Raw genomic sequence first — 20,757 nt, forward strand, 5'->3', positions numbered from 1 at the left:
TAAGATGCACACCCCTTTTTTGAACCTTTCAGTATGATCTATAATCCTTCTGAGTTGATAATTCCACAATATACTAGATCTTCATATCGATTTTCTTTCCTCACATGGTCAATTAATATCCCTTCTTTTTTCATGCCTAATTTTTGCATCACTCTTCCTGAAGCTGGATTTGAATTAAAGTAACGAGCAAATACTTTATGGTATTGACTTTCATCAAATGCAAATTGTATTATAGCTTGCGCTGCCTCTGTTGCATATCCATTCCCCAAAATTTTTCACCAATCCAATAGGCTATTTCACCATTATCGACCTCTGACCAGATGGGCAGTCGTGAACTGTCCAATCCTCGTAATCTAGTCATCCATACTTTTTCTGCAAGTAGGATATGGGAAAACAAACGGCTCACCTCTTGATTTTTATCTTCAATACTTTGCAATGTTTCAAGAATACGTTGATTAGCCCAATTTAAATGCTCATACATCTTTTGGATATTTTCCAATGAGAATCTCACCACCAATGATTGAATTTTCCAATAGGATTTCCCCTTTTAAAAACCAATTTTCTTTCATTTTTAAACTTACTATATAATTCCATTTATTCGAGTGAAATAAAAGGATTCTTATTCAACTAAACTGCCCCATAAGTTCCGTAAGAAAAAGGTTGCCGCAGCAACCTCCATTAATGAAGTAAAGCACCCATTTGTTGAATAATGAAATTTGAAATTTCACTCCGTCCAATCATAATAATTATCTACCAATATTGTACTTGTGTTTTCCGCCTCATCTTCATCAAAATCTCTATCCTCAATCCATTGTTGATAATGAATAATTTCGTGAGCCATACTATTTAAAATAGCAAAGACAGCATCCTCTTCTCCTCGTTCAGATACTAATTCTTCATAATCCCCTGTTGCAACTCTAATGTAAGGCTCCACATCCTTATCGTAAGGAGCAAAAAACGTCGCACTTACCATCTCTTTAGCATCTAAAGTTTTAATTTGATAATCTTTCTTAATGTACACAACACACCTTATTGGAAATTTCTTATTTATTCGTAACCAAATAGCAAAATTTATACAGGCTTGTCTTACTCTTGAATTAACACCTTGTTCGCATCTTACTCTTAACCCTGAACGTAGGTACTGTATATTAGACATCATATCTTTACCCTTCTTCAACTAATCTGCCCCGTTACTTCAATAAGAAAATAGCCAGTAATGGAGCCTTTATCTTTGCCTACTTATAGATCTTTTTGATTAACATTTAGTTCAATCAAATTACCATCTGGGTCGGCACAAAAAATTTGTGCAAATCCACTTTTTCCGTATGGTTTTTCAAGTATTTCAACTTTATTCTGTTTTAACCAATTAAGAGTATCATAGTGGTTCTCGACTCTAAGGGCAAAGTGACCTTCTCTGCTGGATAAGCTTTTATCCTTACGAATTGTCTGTGAAGAGGGATCGACTATCAAGTGAAGTTGATGTCCCTCTATTTCATACCAGGCACCTGGAAAATCAAAATCAGGACGCTGTATTTCTTTTAAACATAAAATTTTACCATAGAATTCTTTTGCTCTTTCCAAATCTGTCACAGTAAGACTTACATGATGGAGGCATTTATATTTAATCAAAACCTTCACTTCTTTCATTGCAACTATTTTTTTTACCTTAGTCATTTTGTGGCTAAGATGACCCCTTGCACCGCATCTGGAGCTGGATCGGTTAATTTAAACTATTCGGCAGCTAGAATCAATAATCCTTCTTCAACTAAACTGCGCTCGATAGATGAATAAAGAAAAAGCTAACTTAAAGTCAGCTTAGATCTTCGCACCCGTTAGTTAAATAGACTATATAACAATCCTATTTCTGGTGATATTATTCTTGAATCTCTTTAATGCTTCTTCCACAGAAATAGGCGTGTCCCATTTTTAGTTTTTCTACTGTTGTAAATAAGTATTTTTGATGCATTTTTTCTATTCTTTCATTATAAAAGACTTTGATTTTCACATAATTAGTCACTTGGATTAATAAAAAATTTATTTCAAAAATTCTTACTTTAATGTACAATAACATGAAGTTTATATTTTTGCAGAATAGTTTTAATAATAAGAAAGGGGATATGTATGGTTCTAATTGGTGTTCTTTTAATCATGATTGGCTTCGTACTTAGATTCAATTCGGCAGTTGTGGTAACGATTTCAGCACTCGTTACGGGGATGATTGCAGGTATTCCCATTACCAGTATTATTACGCAATTTGGCGAAGCATTTACAACTAACAGGTACATGTCTATTCTCATAGTCACGCTTCCCGTTATTGGGCTGCTTGAAAAAAATGGTCTCCAGCAGCAAGCTTCAAAGGTTGTATCAAAAATTAAAGCCATCACAGTTGGCCGGGTATTGACCATGTATTTATTGATCAGGGAAGTCGGAGCTGCTCTTGGTTTAAACAGTCTTGGTGGTCATCCGCAGACTGTACGTCCGCTGATTGCCCCAATGGCAGAAGGGGCTGCTCTAACAAAATATGGTAAGCTACCTGAGAAAGAGCAACAGGAAATCCGTGCACACGCTGCCGCTACCGATAATATCGGCTTGTTTTTCGGGGAAGATATTTTCGTGGCGGTTGGTGCAATTCTATTGATGAATGGATTTTTTGAACAGAACAATATCCCTGCTGACCCAATATCAATGGCGTTATGGGGAATTCCTACTGCCATCTTTGCTTTTATTGTACACGCCATTCGCCTCCGTATGTTTGATAAAAAGCTGGATAAACGTTTGGGCAGTCGTGGCCAATAATGATAAACACTCCAAAGAGAAAGTGAGCATCTATTATGATATTCTCAGTTGAAATGATTTACGTATTGATGGGCATCATTGTTCTAGGCTGCTCCCTATATATTTTCACTGATCGGACGAACAGCCGCCGGTTGACTACGGGAAGCTTTTACTTGATTTATTCAATTACATTAATGTTCGGCAAAATTATTCCGCCATTTTACATTGGGCTTATGGTTATTATTATGGTTTTAATCATTGCAGGTGGCGGGTTAAAGAAAAGCGAACATGTTGAAGAAAGCATTACTGTAAAGGAAGAGCGAAGAAAACGGCTTGGCGGCCGTCTTTTCCTACCCGCCATCTTGATTCCTATTTTAACCTTAGCTGGTTCTAAGCTGCTAGACGGTGTTAAAATTGGCGGAAAGGCTTTGCTGGATCCATCTAATGTAACGATGGTTGCTTTAGGTCTGGCGTGTTTGACTGCCATTATTTTTGCGATGGTGATGACACGCGGAACACCTACAGGCGCTGTGAAAGAATCACGTCGCCTGCTAGAATCTATTGGTTGGGCTGTATTGCTGCCACAGCTACTTGCAACATTGGGAACCATTTACACAAATGCAGGGGTTGGTACAGTCGTTTCCAAAGCTGTGACAGCAATCATTCCAGAAGGTTCGCTATTTTGGGTTGTGGTCATTTTCTGTCTCGGCATGGCTATATTCACTATGATCATGGGGAACGCCTTTGCTGCCTTCCCGGTTATGGCTGCAGGTATCGCCATTCCTTTTCTGATTAACCAATTTGACGCTAATCCAAATCATATAGCTGCCATATCTATGTTTGCGGGTTATTGTGGAACATTAATGACGCCAATGGCTGCCAACTTTAATATTGTGCCGGCAGCCTTGCTGGACTTGAAAGATAAAAACCATGTCATAAAAGTTCAAGTTCCAACAGCTTTGGCAGTATTAGCTTTCAATATCGTACTTATGTACTTACTTGTTTCATTAGGAGTATAGGAGGGATCTTCATGAAGCAAAAAGTGTTATTAACCGGGTTTGAGCCCTTTGGCGGAGAAAGAGTAAACCCTTCCTGGGAAGCAGTAAAACAGTTACATGGAGAAGTTATTGATGATGTGACTCTAGTTGCTGAACAAATCCCAACTGTATTCGGGAAATCAGTTGCAGTAATGGAGCAGCTTATCCAGCAGCATAATCCTGACATCGTTATCTGTGTAGGACAAGCCGGGGGTCGGCTACACATCACACCTGAACGGGTGGCAATCAATATGGATGATGCTAGAATCCCAGACAATCAGGGAAACCAGCCTATTGATGAGCCTATTGCAGACAAAGGGCCAGTAGCCTATTGGTCTACGATCCCCATCAAAAGAATTGTCGAAAACATGAAGGAAAGCAACATTCCTGCATCGGTATCCCATACCGCCGGAACATTTGTATGCAACCATATCTTCTATGGATTAATGGACTATATCACCCGAACCTCATCAAGCATCCGGGGTGGATTTATCCATATTCCTTTCATTCCGGAGCAAACTATTAATAAAGAAGCGCCTAGCTTAAGCCTTGAGACAATTGTTAAGGGCATAAAAATAGCTGCTGTCACAGCTGCTAAATATGAATCGGATATTCATACAATAGGCGGGACGACCCATTAATTGTACCGTTTTTTTAAAATTTGACCGATTTACTTGTTTTGGTTATAATTCATGATTGGCCTCATGTGTATGATGAAAGTGTCCCTTTCGCTTGCGAGCTTGGGACACTTTCATCATATCAAGAGGTCTTTTTTGTGCTCAAATCTCATTCATTAATAATTCCCATAATAAAAGGAGCTGCTGATCAGCTCCTGATAATGAAGTAAAGCACCTGTTAGTTTAAGTACATTTTTTCACAATCTTATGGTTTGAACATTAAACATTTAAGAAACACTCTAAAAATATATTTACCATATTTAGCGACATGTGTTCTTGAACTAAACTGCCCCTTTAGTTCCATAAGAAAAGGAGCTGCTGATCAGCTCCTAGTAATGAAAAGCACCCATTAATTTAATAAAATAAACCTACGAACTAATTTATAATAAACATAAAAAATTGAATAAGCCAATAAATAACTAACTCCAGTCCAAATGATATTCCATTCATTTCTGTATACTATTTTATTTAGATACACTAGTATGTACTCTCCAAAAGTTGTCACTAAAGTAAAAACTAAAAATGTAATAAGAATGGGCATTCTTTTATAATGTATAACGCAAATAAATAAACAACCAAGTATAGGATAAAGACCTAAATCATACGGAATTCCAGTTAAAGATGATTCTTGAAATACTATATCCATCTTCCAAAAGTAGTTAAAACCAATTTCATTTAATAAAATACTTATTGCTACACCAATTGGATAAAAAATTATAAATAGCTTTGTCTGATTTCTAACCAAATAAGCACCTAAAAGCCAAGGAAAAATAAACCCAACGATAATGTGAAAAAGCATATTTAACCTTCCTTTTTTAGAATCGCATTATATATCTATTCTGCCCCGTTAGTTCCATAAAACTTATATGTATCAGAAGAAACAATCTTTTAGTACAAAGATTTTTTTCCTTTATATTTCCATTCATAGGATTCAAAGTTAAAATATTCATCATTTTGCATTCTAAGTCTTGTAATCTTTATATCTTCGTCAAGTAATGACCTTACATTTTTAACCTGAGTTCGATTTGTATTTAATCCAAAATAAATTCTTGTTGGTTTAATCGGAAAATCTTCTAACCCTCCTTTTCCATCGTCACCCAAGTTTAGGGGTGTCTATACATTTTTTTTGAAAAGGGCATATCATAAACAGAACAATCTAAATAAAAAGGAGTTGCTCAAATGTATAATATAAATGTAAGAAGACCTCAACGTCATGCTATTATTGGATTCTTAAGTGAACTTGGTGCGACACAAATCCCACACTATCATTTGAATGGTTTCGTTTATTATCCATACTATAGTGGATATGGTTATTACTATCCGTACTACAGTTACTATGGATAATGTTCTTAATTTCAACAAAACAAAAATCACCCATTACTGGATGCCCATAAAAGATTTAATATGGTAAATTTCTATCTTGATTCGTTTCTTCAATGATTTTTTTTAGGTTCACGGAAAAAAATTTTAACCTTCTTAGGACACGATTCAACAACAGGTTTCCCCTTTGAAGAAATTGAAGCTGAGTACATTAATGAAATAGAATGAATTTTTATTGGGTGCCTATACTTATACAGTTTCGTTAAGCTTCACTTGATTAAAGAGTTAAGCCTTTTCTTATTGAAGTAACTAAGCCGTTTAAATCAATAAAAAAAGTCAGAAAGAGGATACACTGAGAGAGGTTGAGCATTAATATAATGGGAATTATAAAAATAGACAGGTATATGGGGATGTGTATGACGTTTAAGTCTGAGATTATTAAAATCTGTATTGCAATTGTTATAACGTTCCTCCTCGGAAGAACCGTTTCCCAAGGAATTCAAATAGAGTTACTAAGGGATATTGTTGTTGGAATAACAGTTGCAGTGGTTTATTTATTACTTAATATACGATTTTTAAAAAGAAGCGATGATGACGAATAGAAAAATTCCTTCTTCAACTAACAGAGGCGTTAGTTGACTAATACAGCGATCTGCCTTTGCAGGTCGTTTTTATTTTTGTTATGCAGCTAACGGAGCAGGTTAGCTTTATATGTAAAAAACATTGGGTGTTAAATCCCAATGTTCTTTATAGATTAATTTTGTTATTCGGAAAAATCTAATTATCGGATAACTATATATGGTCTCATCATTTCGTAATCCTCGTGTTCTAATATATGTCAGTGCCAAACATACAAACCTGTATAAGGACCAAACTTCATGATAATTCGAGTTACTTGATTAGGAAGAGGGATCTCATATTGCTCACTTGGTAAATTCAATAAACGTTCGTGTTGATCTCTGATTAGATAAAATCCAGCCAACCCTGCATAAACATTAAGCCTAGTGATACCAAGGGCATGGTCATGATACCAGAGGGTGGAATCATGACCGCAATTATCATATCGATATACTTGCTTTCTAAAATATCGACCGACTTGTTTGAATTCTTTTGTAAACCAAGCCTCTGGGTAGCCATCACTTTCCGATTCAACACATGCACCGTGTACATGAACCACCGTTCGTACTTCAGGTACATCCTCCATATGGGCTCCATGCACCGTATAGTCTACTGGAAACAGATGCTTATCTGGAAGATTGTTGATCCATTTGATAAACACGATTTCTCCTCTTTCTACTTCAATGGTAGGTCCTGGATAGCTACCTTCGTATCCCCAAACAGTTGTATCATTTAACTCACGATGGAGTGATTGCTTAAATTCCGTCATATTCACTTTATAATAAGTAAAGACCTGATCTTTCCATCGAGGTTTTAAAATAGGGGGAATAGGGAGTTCATCTACAAATTTAGAGAGAATCATATTTCCTCTCCTTTCTGCTAATTATAATTACCTTCTTTCTAAAGGTTATAAATATTATAAGCTCTGTATGACAAATTCAAATGGTGATTGCAGTTGACAAAATGAATAAAAGTGCGTGATATATTCTATGCACGCTTGTGTAACTAACGGAGGCGTAGTTGATAAAGAACAATTGAAGACTGCAATTTAAGGCAGTCTTTTTAATCAATAATGAAATTTAACAGATCCAAATAAAAAGAAAACACCTCATTTATTAAATAAGGAAGTGTTTTCTTTTTTGTATGGAGTTGATGGGAATTGAACCCACGACCCTTTGCCTGCCAGGCAAATTTAAGAAAGCTTTGCGGTCTTTTCATGTTTCTAAGCCTCGTGTCATGACGGTCGATAAGAATCCGGCTTATCCTATAGCAATTGAAGAGTTGAAAAAAGAGAAAAGCATACCTGATGGTATGCAACTTAGACAACAGAAGTACTTGAATAACATAGTGGAGCAAGATCATCGCTTTATAAAGAAGCGAGTCCGTTCTATGCTAGGATTAAAAACGTTTCGAACAGCCAAACAAATCATCTGTGGGGTGGAGGTGATGCATATGCTGAAAAAAGGACAACTTCAACAAGGGGTGAAGTCTGTCCAAAGTGAGATTGAATTTATACATGAATTATTTGGAGTAGCCTCATAATTCATAGATGAAAAGGATATTGAGATTCTACGTTTCTAACAGGTCATATTTGCACCAGAACCTTTTTACATGACTTTCCGATAATGCCAAAGAAAATTCAAAAACAGAACGAACTTCAGAATCTTTAACAGGAATCGGTTCTCAGCATCCCCTCATTATGAAAGCTTTTGTCCTATTATTAATTCGTTGTTCCTATGCCCTTAATTTTTGTTTTAACATGTATGTTTATTTTGGATTTTGCTAGATTTTCCCCCCAGTCATCTTGTACTTTTTTCCACTCTTGATAGGTGTAGGCTCTTGCATACAGACCCAGCCCTAGAGGATCAATTTGAGCTTTTTGTATTTTCTGAATTAATCGGTTGAATTCATTCTCGAGCTCATTTGCAATACTTTTTTCAAGCTTTGCATAATCTTTTTCGACATCGAATGGAAAGAGTAGTTCGGATATCGAGGTTTGTAAATTTACATTTATATCAAATACAAAGCGTCCATTGAACTTTACTTTCTTCTTTACTTTCAAATCCGAAATGGAGAAGCTGATGTATGGTTTGCCTTTACTGGCGGATTCCATAGAAACCGGAATAGTTATGGAATAATCACCTTTTTGTTTACCTTCTAAAATATTTAATAATTGATTTTCATCAGGTGTTATTGTTATTTTATACTGGCCTGACTGTGCTAGCAGTGCGGAGCCTGTTAGCTCGATTCTTTTTTTCTTTTTGATTTGGGTGATCCACGCCGTTCTCCCTTTGTCCTTCATTTGTTTGTGAAAATCCTGGAGGGTCGTTTTTTTCACAATATTTCTCTCGGCGGCAGCATCAATTAAACTTGTTAAATATAGAGATAGTCGCGGTTTATCTGTTGGTTTATTGAAAATAACATCTGCAACTGATCCATCTACAGCGACAACACGCGCGGTTACTGTATTTTTAGGATCTCTGAAGAAAGGATCGAGATAGTCAAACCAATCCTTCTTTTTAAGCAGTCGTTTCCCCACCAAAAACATTTGCGTTTTACTTCCTGATGTTAATCCTATTACCCTCGCATCAAATTTTTCTCTTGAATGTCGGAGGGTGTATGATTTAACTTCATACACTTCTTCCTTATCTTTTGCCTCTTTACTAAATATCGGGCTTGACATATACACTAATAAATTATCCTCTTCATCTAAATCGAGGCCTAAAATAAGTGAGGCGCTAACTTCCTCTATTGGTGTTGCATCCATACACCCAGAGAGTATCATTTCAAGGATCAAAAGACACAATCCTATTTTTCGGCTCATGAAAATCACCTCCGTGAAAATCTCTCATATCCCCAACTGTAAACCCATAAAAAAACGGGAAACACATATGCTACCACAATCCCGGCATTCGAAATCCATTTTTGCCAGGTTGTTACTTGCATCCATGTTGGTTGAACTAAAAATGTGGCCACGACGAATAAACCTAACAACACGGGCACATATAAACTATGATCCTGCTTATTCATTAATTGACTGAAACTAAAGACCGTACAGTACATGTACAAGATCCAGGATCTTGAGGAAAAAAGGATCAAAATATTCAATATAACCATGTCAAGACGCTCAATAAACGGGAATTCAATCACTTTGAGCATACTTAGGACAGGCTGATTAAAATCGGTAATGCTATCCGGACTAAAGAACACAAAACAGCAAATGGTTACAAAGAGATAAAAGAACATCGATATGGTGTTGGCAATAATAATTCCATGAATGGCATATTGCTTTTTCTGTAAAAAAGGATAAAAGAAAAAGGCAAGCTCAAACCCTAGGAACGAATAAATGACCGGCAGCATGGTAGCTGAAATTGACTTCCAACTAACTTTAAACAATGGAAGTAAATTCAAGAAACTTCCATCTTTTAATGGAAACAAAAAAATAACCGGGAGCCACATCGTCATATAGAAAATCAATTCATTATATCTTCCAATAACACGGAGACCATTCCTGACTATAAATAATACCGGGAGTGAAAATAACAACACAATTAAGTAGTCAGGTGTATTGGGAAGAAACCATGCTTTTATATAAAGCAAAGTGTTAATAAATATGATCAAAGATAAGCATAAAGTGTATCCAAGAATAATGAAAATAGCCACTTTACCTAGTATTTTTCCAAAAAATCGGATAAGAAGATCGTAAAGCGTGTCATTTGGGTACTTCTCAGCCGTTTTCACCATAATAATACTGGCAGCAACGCTTAATATCCAACCAATGATGAGGCCCATCCAGCCGTCTGTTCCAGCCTTTTCGGCAACAACTCTTGGAAGCGACAAAAAACCGACCCCCATCTGGGTCCCAACAATCAAAAAAATGTATTGCAGTAGGGTGATTTCATTATAGGTGTATTTTTTCATTTTCCTCACCTTATCTTTTAGGCTTTCCCTGACGATTGGATTGAATGGTCCTTACACTTTTTGGTCTTGTAATCATTTTCCATAAAGGAAACCGAATAAATGAGTCCTTCATATCAGCAAACCGGAAAGGAGCTAATGGGCTTGCATACGGAGTTCCCAGTGATTCAAGACTAATTAAATGGGCAATCAACGCCATGGCACCAATCATGATTCCAGTACTTCCAAACATGACTGCTAATAACATCATTGGAAATCGCAGCATTCGGATAGCCGTCCCCATGTCATAACTTGGAATAATAAATGAGCCGATTGCCGTTGCAGAAACGATAATCACCATGATATTGCTTACTATCCCTGCCTGAACAGCTGCCTGTCCGATCACAATCCCTCCCACAATTCCAACCGTTTGGCCTATTGGAGCCGGAAGACGAACGCCTGCTTCTCTCATCATTTCAATGGTAACCTCCATCAGGAGTGCTTCTATGATTGGCGGAAAGGGCACAACCACCCGTGATTCTGCGATGGATAAAAAAAGCTTTAAAGGAATGACTTCGTAATTATAGGATATAATGGCTACATATGTTGAAGGTAGAAATAATGTGATCATAAAGGCGAAAAAGCGCAGCAACCGTATCAATGATGCTGCTAACCAGCGTGTGCTGTAATCATCAACACTCTGAAGAAAAGACATTAATGTTACCGGAGCAATTAAAACAGATGGCGAACGATCGACGATAACGGCAAATCGACCTTGAAGAATTTGTGAAGCTGCTGAGTCCGGCCTCTCGGTTAATATAAACTGAGGAAACGGGGAATATGGGTTATCTTCAATTAATTCAGATAGTTCACCAGTATTAATTATTACGTCCATTTGAATCTGTTTGATTCTGTCTTCAAGTTCCTGCAGTACTTCTTCGCTAGCAACATCTCCCAAATAAACGATAAAGACCTTTGACTTTCCGCGAACACCGACTGTAAGTTCCTTTATGATCAATTCTCGGTTAGGAATATACCTTCGCAACATTGCTACATTCTGACTTCCGGTCTCTACAAATCCCTGGTGGGCACCTTTCAGTGATGTTTCAAGCTTCGGATCTTCAATCGCTCTTTGAGGCCATCCTTTTGTATCCAAAAGAAACGCTTTCGTTTCCCCTTGGATGAATAAGGCGCTGTCACCTGCAAAAAGTGCATTTTCAACGGATTTCCATGAATGGACGTCTTCAACATCCCCTACAGTTGTAGGCAATCCCTTCTTTGGGTCGAAAGAGGATTGCATCACGGCACTTAGAACGTTATTGCTTATTGAATTTTTATCTGTTAAACCATCTACGTATACTAAAGCTGCCTTTGTTCCCTTTCCGGCGAATTCGAAGTGGCGAATCACCAAATCCGGAGCATGGTGAAACATCTGCTGAAGTACTTGTATATTCATCGATAAATCAGGATACAGCGGAGAATGATCTATCGAACTAAGTTTTTCTGAATAAACATTTTGGTTTGTTTGCTGGTATTTTGAATAACGTTTCCTTTTAAATAAACCGGAGAAAAAAATATGGAACGCCCCCCTTTCTCTCAGATTTATCATTTCTCGCATTAAAATGAAATATACTCTATGCTGTAAAAAGTCAGGAAAATGCGGATTTACAACGTTAAGGAAATTACTCATAATCAAAACGACCCGTGTTGAACTGCAAAAAGAGCATCTGCTTTCAAGCAGATGCTCTTTTTTTGAAGAGTTTCTTCTATTGATATTTTGTATTTGAATGGTGCATCTCTTATAAACAAACCTTTATCTGAACGCTTAGATACCTTAAACACCATTGTAGAAAACACTCCGTATATATCTACTTGTCCTACTTATTCAGACCGTGATGAACTTTATAACAGAGTAGAGCATTTAGGACTGGAAGGTGTGGTTTCTAAGAATTTAAATAGACCTTATACATTGGATTCAAGACCACAAGACGTATTTCTCAAAATAAAGAACTATCAATATAATTCGGTAAAAATAGGAGCAATTCGCAAGAAAAAATTTGGTTGGTTAATGTTAGATCAGGATAATCAATACAGAGGTATATTGGAATTTGTTCCTCCAAAAGAAAGAAAAGCCTTTTACGAAATATCTAAGCAGCTAATCACTAACGAGGATGAAAACTATTTTTATCTTGATCCATTAATAAAGTGTGAAGTGAAATTCCAATGCTTGTCTAAAAAGGGACTTATGAGAAGCGCAAGTTTTCAAAAATTTATCATTCAAAAATGCTGTCCATATTTTTTGTACAGCATTTCATTTTTTTGTCCAAGAGTACAACCTCTTTTATGCACAATTTACATTCACAGTTTGTGTCTGATATAAAAACCCACCAAATTGGGAGCCATTTTAATCAACTAACGCACCCGTTAGTTTAAGTACAATGCTTCACAAACTTAAAATTTAATCTCTTTTTTAATTTTATTAATGAATTAATTTCCATTTAAACATTAAACGTTCAAATAAAAGTATATTGTTCAGAGGAAGCATGTTATCTAATCACGTACAATGGGAATAAGTCCTATTGCAAATGTATCTGAATATAGCATTTTCTCAACCTTTCATTATTTGCAAAGTATAAGGTAATAAACAAGCAGCCCCAAAAAAAGTGGGGCTGCCTCATTACAAAAGTTTCTTTTAGAGTTCTTGAATGGTTGGACGAACAATCATTTCATTAATCGCTACATCTGATGGTTGTTCAATTGCAAATGCAATCGCACGAGCAATGCTAGCAGGCTCAATTCCAATTTTGCTATCTTCAACAATTGCAGATTTTAATTCTAAATCTGTAATGGTTTCTAGTAATTCTGTAGTAATAGTTCCTGGGGAGATTATAGTTGTACGAATATTGTTGCTAGCCTCTTCTATACGGAGACCTTCTGTAATGGCACGTACAGCAAACTTTGTACCACTATAAACTGCACTAGCAGGGAATACTAAGTGACCAGCTATTGAGGAAACGTTAATAATATGCCCTTTTTTTCTTTCTCTCATGGACGGAAGAACAGCAGCAATACCATAAAGTACACCCTTGATGTTTACATCAATCATCGTATCCCATTCATTGATTTTTTTCTCATAAACAGGTGATAACGGCATTACTCCTGCATTATTGACCATTACATCAATTTTTCCAAACTCTTTAAGAGCAAAATCAGCTAACTCTTCCATTTGTTCATGTGAGGCAACATCCGTCACTTTATAAATAGCTTGCCCGCCATTATTTTGAATCTCTTCTTGTAATTTCTTTAATCGATCTTCGCGCCGAGCCGCCAGTACCAACTTCGCATCTTTAGATGCAAGTTCTTTTGCAGTAGCTTCTCCAATCCCACTAGAGGCACCCGTAATAATTACAACCTTATCTTGAATATTCGACATATATATGACATCCTCTCTTAATAAAAACGTGATAAAAAACAGTAAACTTTTCTATTACGATGTTAGTCTTCGATCTTAAACCATGGACCTGAAGCTTGAATTACATTCCAAAGTTTTCCTGGAAGCTCAAGCTCGCTTACTTTTGAAGTCTTAATTGCTGTCTTAATTTCAGCTTCTTTTCCACTCTGAACCTTTTCAACCCATTCTGGATTCATGATTAACGCGTGGCCAATTGCAGCTAGGGTAAGTCCCTTATCTAATGCTTTGGCGACATCATCCGGAGTTACCATAGAACCAGCAGCCAGTACAGGAACTCGTCCGTTTACATGGTCAACAACTAACTCAAGATATGTCTTTTCATCTTGACTGTCGACTGGCTTTGAAGAAAGAGCATCAGCCAATGAAGCATGCACATAATCGACATCCTCTTCAATTAGGCCTTCAATCAATGCATAGGTATCCTTCATTCTCAAACCGCCTTCTTCATGTTCGTCAGGAGATATTCTGTATCCTAACATAAACGGTTTTGTTGCATGCTTTTCAATGACATTTTTCACTTCCTGAACGATTGCCAGTGGAAAACGCATGCGATTTTCTAATGATCCTCCCCATTGATCTTCTCGTCTGTTGAAGAAAGGTGAGAAGAAGTTTTGCATTAAAAAACCATGAGCACCATGAAGTTCAACGCCGTCAAAACCTGCTTCAATTGCTCTTCTTGTTGTTTCTCCAAATGCATGGATGATATCTAAAATTTCCTCGTGTGAAAGTTCTCTAGGCAAAACTGAAGGAGCAAATCCAGTAGCTTCAGTCTCTAAAGCGCTGGAACTAACAACCTCACCATTTGGAACAAGATCTGGTAGGGCTTTGTTACCTGCATGGAAAATTTGAAGGATAGCAGGAGCTCCGCCACTTTTCGCGGCTTCAGCTAATTTACGTAAGCCCGGCGTAAATGTATCGTCATAAGCTGCAAATTCATTTGTAAAACCGATCCCGTTTGGAGTCACATGTGTACAACCTGTAATCACAAGTCCTACTCCGTTAACTCTTTTTTTGTAATAGGTTAATTCCTCATCTGAAACCGTGTAATCATCATTACTGGACCAAGTTGTCATTGGTGCCATAACTACTCTATTATTAATGGTAATCCCGTTTTTAAATGTAAAAGATTTAAATAAGTTGCTATATTTTTCGTTCATTTTTTAACCTCTTTCTGAATAGTATTGATCTAACATTGTTAGTTTGTCGTATTTTATAAAGGTTGATTAACCCTTCATGTACTAAATGGTGCAAGATTAGGTTAATCCCTAGAGAGCACTCTAACGCAAGTGTTTTTTTATTATTTTCGATAAAACACGATGTAGAAAGCTGTCTGTACGAGGGTTATCCAAAAGATGCAAATGGAAAAAACAACTAGCTGCTTAATTTCTAAGAGAAACAGTCTCCTACTTCATTTTCATAAAAATTTATTTTATTATCCAGATGCTCTAAACTTTGACGAATCTTCTCCAATTCTTCCACTACTTTTTTGCGATGCTTTTTAAGCAGAGCTAATCTTTCTTCCATTGTTTTATCCCCCATATGCCCCCACATGGCAAATCGTTTCATGTCTTTTAGTGACATCCCTGTATTTTTTAGGTGGAGCAAGGATTCAATCCATAATTTATTTTCATCCGAGTAAATTCTGACATTGTTATCGTCTCTATTTACTTTTATTAACCCTTCTTTTTCATAAAACCTCAATGTATGTTCGCTTAGCCCAACTATTTTAGAAAATTCTCCAATAGAATATGTCAATATAACCGCCTCCATTAAATCTGATATGTCTATTTCTTCTTTCTTTTTTAATTTGTGTTATAAAGAAAGAATAATACTTAGAGTTTACTCTAAGTCAAGAAGTTGTAATTCTTCTGCATATGATGATTAACGATCTTTTAGATTTATTTCGTTAGAAAAATTTTAAAAAGGAGACATAAAGAGTAGAATAAAAAAAGTCACTTATTTGACTTCGTTATTTTCAAATAAAAAAGCAAACTCGCCGCAGTTTTGGCGAGTTTGCTTTTTTATAGCTATCACGTTCCTTATGCAACTAAACTGCCCCTTTAGTTGCATAAAGAAAAAGCTGCCATAATGACAGCTCTGATCTTCAGCTAACGCACCCGTTAGTTCATTAAGAAAAGCAATTCTTAAAGAATCGCGCCCTTTAATGGAATAAGAAGGGACTATATTTTATTGAAATTATCGTCAACAAACCTCTTCATTTTATCTGTACAAGAACTCTAAGTTTCCAGGTTAGGAATTTTGCCGAAAAGTAATGCATCATAATACTTATCCTCTATAAAATAGTGGTCTTTTAATCGTCCTTCTAACTCATACCTGTTCTTTTCAAGTATCCGTGCAGAGCCAATATTGGCATGCACTACCATTGCATGAAGCTTATGAAGATTAAGTGATTTAAATGCAAAATCACTCATCAATGCAACAATCTCTGTGCCATACCCCTTGCCCCAATGATGTTTATGCAACACATAACCAATTTCAGCATGGTTTGCTTCTTGGTCAAAATTGAAAATTATGGCTGTTCCTATAATTGCTTGAGTTAATTTTTCAACAATAGAGGAATATAAATGAGTTCCTGCAGACTCGCGTTTTAACATTAGTTCAATGAACTGACGAGTTTCCTCCAAAGTACTCATCAAATTCCAGCCAATAAATCGTGAAACCTCTTGATCTGACGCATAATGATGTATTTCTTGAACATCCTCTATCCTTAGTGCTTTGAAGTAGATTTTTTCACCCTCTAATGAATGAAATAAAACAGCCTGCTTCTCCATTTTAACCTCCTCTAACTACGCTTTGTTAATGAACCACCGATGGTAGCGAAAATGTCCCCAATTAAGGTTAATATCATCACACTCATCTTAGTACATCCTTTCAAATAATTTTCCATATATATGTTTCAACTGTTTACTCAACAATCTGGACCTTTAATGGAATAACATGACTGACATTTTTAAACAACTTTATTTTATTTTATTTTAAACAACTTTAATGTGACTTAACAGTTCCTTAATGAACTATCCTGCCCCGTTAGTGCCATAAGAAAAAGGCTGCCTCAGCAACCTTCCTTATTGAAGTAAGCACCCGATAGTTCAAGTAGGCACTAGTGCAACTTTTATTCATTTATCTACTCCTGCATCTATTTTCCAGCTATTTTGCAACTTCCTGATATAAATGATCTGTCCAATGTGATATGCGTTATGAGTTGACACATTTCCGAGTATTGCCCACCATTTCACGTGTCCAGGATAACCATTAACTTCTCTCTCAACTTTTTCTTCAGATAATAACTCTTGCCAACGTAAAAGCACCTCTAATAGTTGTTTTTTTAAGTCAGCAAAAGTATGATTTTCAGGAATAATAAAGCTGTTATTATTATTTCCTATTGAAGGCACAGCATCAACGTGAGATTTTTGGTACCTTGTTTGCCATGTTTGATTCCAATATAGTAGATGCTGCACAATTTCAGCAATACTATTACTTTCTTCGTTTGGCTTCCAAAATGCATGTTCCTCAGACAATCTTTCTATTGAATCTGAAAATGGTAGGTACCAACTTGGGTCATTAGCATTTGCCAACAACTGATCCGATAAAACATCTTTTGCATGAACCATAACAAACACTCCTAATTTTTATATACTGTTTTTTCTAAATCTTTAAACAATATCATCTTATTATATACTACATAGTATATTGATTGTCCTGTTTTTATTAAACTATCCTGCCCGGATAGTTCCATAAGAAACTCCTATGGCGGCGCTCCTCGCCGCCACCATCTACTACGAAAATCTAAACTCAAAATAGAGTCTAACCCATTAACCCCTTGACAATAATGGAAAATAACAATACAACCAGGCTGAACTTTTTTTGGTGGATCTTAAGGAAGATACCCTGTATAAGAAACTGGTTGTGACAGTATGGAAGAACCATTTAGTGTACTGCTAGTACGTATACAAAAATTTTTGTAACAAATCTCCTGTCATATGTATTGTTAATCTTTTTTGAGGTGATTTCTCCTATGGAAGCAATGATTGAACGGTGTGCTGGCCTAGATGTACACCAAGAAACAGTAGTAGCCTGTGTATTATTTGGTCCATTAAATAAAAAGCCAAAGACCTCTATTGAAACTTTTTCCACTACAACAACGGGACTCTTGGCTTTAAGTGATTGGCTCGCTACCCTTCAGGTATCCGATGTTGTGATGGAAAGTACCGGAGTCTACTGGAAACCAATATGGAATATACTCGAAGGTTCTTTTCACCTTGTTCTTGCCAATGCCAGACATGTCAAAAATGTTCCAGGGCGTAAAACTGATGTGAAAGATGCCGAATGGCTTGCCAAGCTTCTAAGATGCGGACTTATTGAAAACAATTTTGTCCCACCAGAGGATATTCGTGATTTACGAGATCTTACTCGTTATCGAAAAAAATTGATTCATCATCGCACATCAGAGCAGAATCGCATTCACAAAATCCTTCAAGATGCTAATATCAAGCTAACATCCGTTCTATCAGACATTTTTGGTTTATCGGGACGTCGTATCCTTGAAGCGATTCTAAATGGTGAAAAAATAGAGACCGATGGTCTTCGAAAAATGGTGGATTGGCGAACAAAAGCAAGTATAACTGACATTGCCAGTGCAATTAATGGTCGTATTCGCCGTCATCATCGTGATATGTTGCGTTACCATTGGGATCATATGGGTTATTTAGAACAAACCATAGAAGAATTGGAAAAACAAATCGATCAACTCCTGTCCCCCTATCGTAAGGAAGTAGAATTATTGGATGGTATACCTGGTGTGAACAAAGCTGCCGCAGCCACTTTTATTGCGGAGATGGGTGTTGATATGTCCGTATTTAAGTCAGCTAAACATCTTGCCTCTTGGGCTGGTGTGAGTCCTGGAAATTACGAAAGTGCTGGTAAAAAAAAACGAGTAAAACCACACAAGGAAATAAAGCTTTAAAAACAATGGCCGTAGAATGTGTATTAGCAACATCAAGGCAAAATAATCGAATTGCTTCACATCGAAAAAGGATTACTAAACGACAGGGGAAAATGAAGGGACGAATCGCATCTGCCCATTTACTATTAACAATTACTTACAACATCTTAAAAACAGGAGAACCTTATCATGAACTAGGCTCAAATTACCTTGAAGAAAAACAAAATAACAAAGAATTAAAAATGATCGAATACCTAAAAAAGAAAGGCTATACAATCGCTCCATCTGAACAACAAACTGCATAACCAGTTAAATAACGACATAGTACATTTACCCCCATCAAAAAAATGAGAATATGGAGGGTTTATTTTAGCATGGCTTTTTTACTATTGTGTTTTCATACAAAAAAGCTGCCTTAAAGACAGCTCCGATCTTCAGCTAACGCACCCGTTAGTTCTATAAGAAAAAATTCTAACATAAAACAGTAACAATAGCCCTTACCAATTTGGTTCAGGCTGCTATAGAATCTAGGCAAACGGGGTCCACTTTACAATTTCTGCAATAGATTTAACTGGATAACTTACTCTGCTCTGTTTCTTGATTGATAACGGTTTCACTTTTCTCCATTTTAATAAATGAAATGATGATTGCAGCTAAGGCTGGACCTGCAGCCAACATAGCAAAACCTAAAAAATAATTAGATGTTGCATCAATTACAGCACCTACAGCTAATGGTGATAATAGAGAACCTAATTGCCAAATTGTATTTACAAAACCTGTTGCCGTTCCTACAAGTCTCTTATCTACAAGTTGACCTATTAATGTATTCATAACAGGACTGTATACAAATGCCGTAACGCCAAGAACTGGAGTTAAGAAATATAAAAGTGAGACATTTTGATTTAATCCAAACCATAATAAGGTAGGAGCAAATAGCAAGAAAGCACAAAATAAAATAGTTGTACGATTAACATAATCAGAAATGATACCAATGATAGGCTTACACAGTAAACCTGCTACGCCATAGAGGGACATAATTGCCCCTGCTTGTACAAGAGGCAATTCCAATGATTGATTCAAATACGTATTTGCCCATGTTGCCGTTCCCCAAGTACCCCAAAGGGCACAAAAACCTGCTAAACCAGCTATCATGAGATTCCGATTTTTAAATAGTGATAGTGTGTCTTGAAAAACATTTACCCTACTTTTCTCTTTCAACCGTTGACTAACTGGTGTACGTTCCTTCAAGAAAAAATAGGCGAATATTAGTGCTATTAACGGAAGTGTACCTGAAACATAAAAGGCAGCTCGCCAACCATATTCTTCTGCCACAGTTGGAACAAATAAATTTACTACAAAAACACCTAAGGAGGTAGAGGTCATGAATAAACCCATTGCTGTCCCACGTCTATTCTCAGGAAACCAGTCAAATATTGCTGAGACAGAAGAAGAAAAAATAGCTCCTGAACCAATCCCAACCAGAACTCTGACTAAAAATGCTTGCTCATAACTATGAGCAAAACCAGTGAAAAGGGTAAATGAACCCATTGCTAAAAAGGAAGTTAGTAACACTTTCCGATAACCATATCGATCTACTAAAAGACCGCCTGGAAACTGAGTAATAACATAACCAATATAGAAAGCTGTCATGAGACCTCCAGCTTGAGTGGAGTTAATCGCAAGGTCTTTTGATGCTAATGGCATAATTGGTGGCCATGATAATCTATCTATAAAAGACAGTAAATATGCCATCCATGCAATGAATAAAGCAGTAAGAGCTTTTAAACTGACTCTTTCTCTCATTTTTAATCCCCTCTTCTTTAGGTAATTGCATTAATCATACAATTGTTTTTGGATTAGACTTGCTTGTTTTTGTATTTTTCTACTAAAATGTCTTATTTATCAAGTAGCGCACATGTAGTTTTTAAACGTGATTAAAAGATATATATGGATTACCACCTCTTTTTTTGAAAGCGTTCACATAAATGGTTAGAGATT

The 20,757-nt window shown here is 36.5% G+C and carries 19 protein-coding genes and 3 pseudogenes; 8 read left to right on the top strand and 14 right to left on the bottom strand.

The features are described 5' to 3' along the window. Window positions 1–38 precede the first annotated feature (38 nt). The 3 genes and pseudogenes from ACJ9PY_RS15395 to ACJ9PY_RS15405 form a co-directional block, all read right to left on the bottom strand. Window positions 39–499, bottom strand: a pseudogene (locus ACJ9PY_RS15395) (GNAT family N-acetyltransferase). Window positions 500–724: 225 nt separating this feature from the next. Next, window positions 725–1,177, bottom strand: coding sequence for a hypothetical protein (locus tag ACJ9PY_RS15400; RefSeq protein WP_411738502.1), 453 nt, complete (start codon window positions 1,175–1,177; stop codon window positions 725–727). 62 nt (window positions 1,178–1,239) lie between these two features. Next, complete coding sequence (locus ACJ9PY_RS15405; RefSeq protein ID WP_411740287.1) at window positions 1,240–1,629, bottom strand: VOC family protein; 390 nt, start codon at window positions 1,627–1,629, stop codon at window positions 1,240–1,242. 492 nt (window positions 1,630–2,121) lie between these two features. On the opposite strand from ACJ9PY_RS15405, the gene ACJ9PY_RS15410 reads away from it, so the two are divergent. From ACJ9PY_RS15410 to pcp, 3 genes are read left to right on the top strand one after another with little or no spacing between them, the layout of a single operon-like run. After that, on the top strand, window positions 2,122–2,796 hold the full coding sequence (locus ACJ9PY_RS15410; RefSeq protein WP_098178254.1) for a DUF969 domain-containing protein: 675 nt from the start codon (window positions 2,122–2,124) through the stop codon (window positions 2,794–2,796). Window positions 2,797–2,831: 35 nt separating this feature from the next. Further along, window positions 2,832–3,794 (top strand): DUF979 domain-containing protein, encoded by a 963-nt coding sequence (locus ACJ9PY_RS15415; RefSeq protein ID WP_098178255.1) that lies wholly within the window; start codon window positions 2,832–2,834, stop codon window positions 3,792–3,794. A gap of 11 nt (window positions 3,795–3,805) precedes the next feature. Continuing rightward, complete coding sequence (pcp, locus tag ACJ9PY_RS15420) at window positions 3,806–4,453, top strand: pyroglutamyl-peptidase I (protein WP_252434158.1); 648 nt, start codon at window positions 3,806–3,808, stop codon at window positions 4,451–4,453. Between the two features lie 385 nt (window positions 4,454–4,838). On the opposite strand, the gene ACJ9PY_RS15425 is transcribed toward pcp, so the two are convergent. Continuing rightward, the gene (locus ACJ9PY_RS15425; protein ID WP_411738503.1) at window positions 4,839–5,288 is read right to left on the bottom strand and encodes a CBO0543 family protein; all 450 of its coding nucleotides are present in this window, start codon (window positions 5,286–5,288) and stop codon (window positions 4,839–4,841) included. 898 nt (window positions 5,289–6,186) lie between these two features. Between ACJ9PY_RS15425 and ACJ9PY_RS15430 the strand changes: the two genes are divergently transcribed. Continuing rightward, window positions 6,187–6,411, top strand: coding sequence for a hypothetical protein (locus tag ACJ9PY_RS15430; protein WP_411738504.1), 225 nt, complete (start codon window positions 6,187–6,189; stop codon window positions 6,409–6,411). A gap of 302 nt (window positions 6,412–6,713) precedes the next feature. On the opposite strand, the pseudogene ACJ9PY_RS15435 reads toward ACJ9PY_RS15430, so the two are convergent. Next, window positions 6,714–7,289 (bottom strand): annotated as a pseudogene (locus tag ACJ9PY_RS15435) (multicopper oxidase domain-containing protein); the annotation flags it as partial. Between the two features lie 329 nt (window positions 7,290–7,618). On the opposite strand from ACJ9PY_RS15435, the pseudogene ACJ9PY_RS15440 reads away from it, so the two are divergent. Continuing rightward, a pseudogene (locus ACJ9PY_RS15440) lies at window positions 7,619–7,969 on the top strand (DDE-type integrase/transposase/recombinase); the annotation flags it as partial. 178 nt (window positions 7,970–8,147) lie between these two features. Here the strand turns inward: ACJ9PY_RS15440 and ACJ9PY_RS15445 are convergent. Genes ACJ9PY_RS15445 through ACJ9PY_RS15455 form a run of 3 tightly spaced genes read right to left on the bottom strand, consistent with a single transcriptional unit; the run spans window position 8,148 to window position 11,933 of the window. Next, window positions 8,148–9,251, bottom strand: coding sequence for a Ger(x)C family spore germination protein (locus ACJ9PY_RS15445; protein WP_411738505.1), 1,104 nt, complete (start codon window positions 9,249–9,251; stop codon window positions 8,148–8,150). A 5-nt stretch (window positions 9,252–9,256) separates the two neighbouring features. Beyond that, window positions 9,257–10,348 (bottom strand): GerAB/ArcD/ProY family transporter, encoded by a 1,092-nt coding sequence (locus ACJ9PY_RS15450; RefSeq protein WP_411738506.1) that lies wholly within the window; start codon window positions 10,346–10,348, stop codon window positions 9,257–9,259. Between the two features lie 10 nt (window positions 10,349–10,358). Continuing rightward, complete coding sequence (locus tag ACJ9PY_RS15455) at window positions 10,359–11,933, bottom strand: spore germination protein (protein WP_411738507.1); 1,575 nt, start codon at window positions 11,931–11,933, stop codon at window positions 10,359–10,361. Window positions 11,934–12,107: 174 nt separating this feature from the next. Here ACJ9PY_RS15455 and ACJ9PY_RS15460 point away from each other — a divergent pair, with 174 nt between their 5' ends. Next, complete coding sequence (locus ACJ9PY_RS15460) at window positions 12,108–12,704, top strand: hypothetical protein (RefSeq protein WP_411738508.1); 597 nt, start codon at window positions 12,108–12,110, stop codon at window positions 12,702–12,704. A 312-nt stretch (window positions 12,705–13,016) separates the two neighbouring features. Here ACJ9PY_RS15460 and ACJ9PY_RS15465 read toward each other — a convergent pair whose 3' ends face one another. The 5 genes from ACJ9PY_RS15465 to ACJ9PY_RS15485 form a co-directional block, all read right to left on the bottom strand. Further along, complete coding sequence (locus tag ACJ9PY_RS15465) at window positions 13,017–13,757, bottom strand: SDR family oxidoreductase (RefSeq protein ID WP_230162545.1); 741 nt, start codon at window positions 13,755–13,757, stop codon at window positions 13,017–13,019. Window positions 13,758–13,819: 62 nt separating this feature from the next. Further along, window positions 13,820–14,953: an NADH-dependent flavin oxidoreductase gene (locus tag ACJ9PY_RS15470; RefSeq protein ID WP_411738509.1), complete on the bottom strand. Its 1,134-nt coding sequence runs from the start codon at window positions 14,951–14,953 to the stop codon at window positions 13,820–13,822. 229 nt (window positions 14,954–15,182) lie between these two features. Then, window positions 15,183–15,551 (bottom strand): MerR family transcriptional regulator, encoded by a 369-nt coding sequence (locus ACJ9PY_RS15475; RefSeq protein WP_098371712.1) that lies wholly within the window; start codon window positions 15,549–15,551, stop codon window positions 15,183–15,185. 482 nt (window positions 15,552–16,033) lie between these two features. After that, window positions 16,034–16,588 (bottom strand): GNAT family N-acetyltransferase, encoded by a 555-nt coding sequence (locus ACJ9PY_RS15480; RefSeq protein ID WP_411738510.1) that lies wholly within the window; start codon window positions 16,586–16,588, stop codon window positions 16,034–16,036. Window positions 16,589–16,933: 345 nt separating this feature from the next. Continuing rightward, complete coding sequence (locus tag ACJ9PY_RS15485; protein WP_057276098.1) at window positions 16,934–17,428, bottom strand: DinB family protein; 495 nt, start codon at window positions 17,426–17,428, stop codon at window positions 16,934–16,936. Between the two features lie 404 nt (window positions 17,429–17,832). Here ACJ9PY_RS15485 and ACJ9PY_RS15490 point away from each other — a divergent pair, with 404 nt between their 5' ends. Further along, window positions 17,833–18,780, top strand: coding sequence for an IS110 family transposase (locus tag ACJ9PY_RS15490; protein WP_411738497.1), 948 nt, complete (start codon window positions 17,833–17,835; stop codon window positions 18,778–18,780). A gap of 92 nt (window positions 18,781–18,872) precedes the next feature. Beyond that, window positions 18,873–19,064 (top strand): hypothetical protein, encoded by a 192-nt coding sequence (locus tag ACJ9PY_RS15495; RefSeq protein ID WP_101226107.1) that lies wholly within the window; start codon window positions 18,873–18,875, stop codon window positions 19,062–19,064. 262 nt (window positions 19,065–19,326) lie between these two features. Here the strand turns inward: ACJ9PY_RS15495 and ACJ9PY_RS15500 are convergent, their stop codons facing one another. Beyond that, the gene (locus ACJ9PY_RS15500; RefSeq protein WP_411738511.1) at window positions 19,327–20,562 is read right to left on the bottom strand and encodes an MFS transporter; all 1,236 of its coding nucleotides are present in this window, start codon (window positions 20,560–20,562) and stop codon (window positions 19,327–19,329) included. Between the last annotated feature and the right edge of the window lie 195 nt (window positions 20,563–20,757).

This window comes from Peribacillus sp. S4 (assembly GCF_046715815.1).
Taxonomy (GTDB): Bacteria; Bacillota; Bacilli; order Bacillales; family DSM-1321; genus Peribacillus; species Peribacillus frigoritolerans.